Source organism: Corynebacterium evansiae, from assembly GCF_027570065.1.
In the GTDB taxonomy this organism is placed as follows: Bacteria; Actinomycetota; Actinomycetes; order Mycobacteriales; family Mycobacteriaceae; genus Corynebacterium; species Corynebacterium evansiae.
Genome location: NZ_JAKMUT010000023.1, coordinates 1 through 1,207 on the forward strand (window position 1 = coordinate 1; position 1,207 = coordinate 1,207).

Sequence of the window (1,207 nt, forward strand, 5' to 3'; positions counted from 1 at the left end):
AGTCGTTGTTGGATGCGTTCGGTGTTGTACCACCTGATGTACTCGTCGATCGCTTGATTGAACTCTGCGACCGTGTCGAAGACTTCACCGTGGTACATCTCTGTCTTCAAGTGTCCAAAGAAGTTTTCCATGACCGCGTTGTCGTAACAGTTGGCTTTACGCGACATCGACTGAACACCACCGTTGTCACCGATCAGGTCACGCCAGGAGGCATGCTGGTACTGGAAACCTTGATCTGTGTGCATCATCCACCCGGGTTCAGGTGCACACGCCGCGATCGCCTTGGACAAAGAATCGGCGGTAAACGCTGTCGACGGCGATGTAGCCACGCTGTGAGCGACGATGGAGCGGTCGAACAAGTCCATCACCGGTGACAAATACACCTTGCGGCCTGCAACCCTGAACTCGGTGACGTCGCTGACAAAAACGGTATTTGGCTGATCCGGAGTGAACTTGCGGTCGAGTGTGTTGTCAGCGATGTGGCTGATCGCCCCGCTGTAGGAAACATAGGGCCTGCGTTGGCGGATCTTGGCTCGAAGACCCATCTGGCACATGAGTTTGTAGACGAGTTTGTGGTTGACCACCCAGCCCTGGTTACGCAGGTCCAGCAGCACCCGCCGGTAGCCATAGCGATGCTTGTTACGTTCGAAGCACTCCCGGATCGCGTCTTTGAGCACTGCGTACTTATCCGGTTCGTTGAGTCGTTTCTGGTGGTAGAAGAACGTCGACCGTGGGATACCAGTGGCCTCTAGGAGGTGCTCCAGGCGGTGGTGCGACTTGAGGATGACAATCGCCTGGACTTTCAGGCGTGTCCCTGGTTCCTCAAGTCCCGCAATTTTTTTAAGTACGCGTTTTCCGCTTCCAACCGTGCGATCTGACGGCGCAGCTTGTCTTCTTCTGTAAGCCGCTTCGGTGCAGCCGAGCCTTTGGGTCTGCCCTTCGGCTTCGGTTTCAACGCCTCATCGCCGCCTTTGCGCCATTTCCAGGACCAATCTTTGACGAGTTGGTCTGACGACAGGCCAAACTCACGGGCAAGATCCATCATTGTCTCGCCGGCAAGGTGACGTTGGACAACTTCCTTCTTGATGTCGAACGAGTACTGCTGCTTTGTCGGTTTCTCCACAAGACATAGCCTGCCATGCAGCTGAAATCGACGATAGAGCGTACGGACGACGTATTTGGAGACACCAAGAGCATTGGCAGCGGC

1 protein-coding gene is annotated in these 1,207 nt (G+C 55.3%); it reads right to left on the bottom strand.

Going from position 1 to position 1,207, the window contains the following annotated elements; genetic code table 11:
- A protein-coding gene (locus tag L8V00_RS09970) for an IS3 family transposase (RefSeq protein WP_269944930.1) occupies positions 1 to 1,207 on the bottom strand; the annotation gives its coding sequence in 2 pieces (ribosomal slippage) (positions 1 to 844 and positions 844 to 1,207; 1,208 coding nt annotated over the 2 pieces). This gene is flagged as partial in the annotation.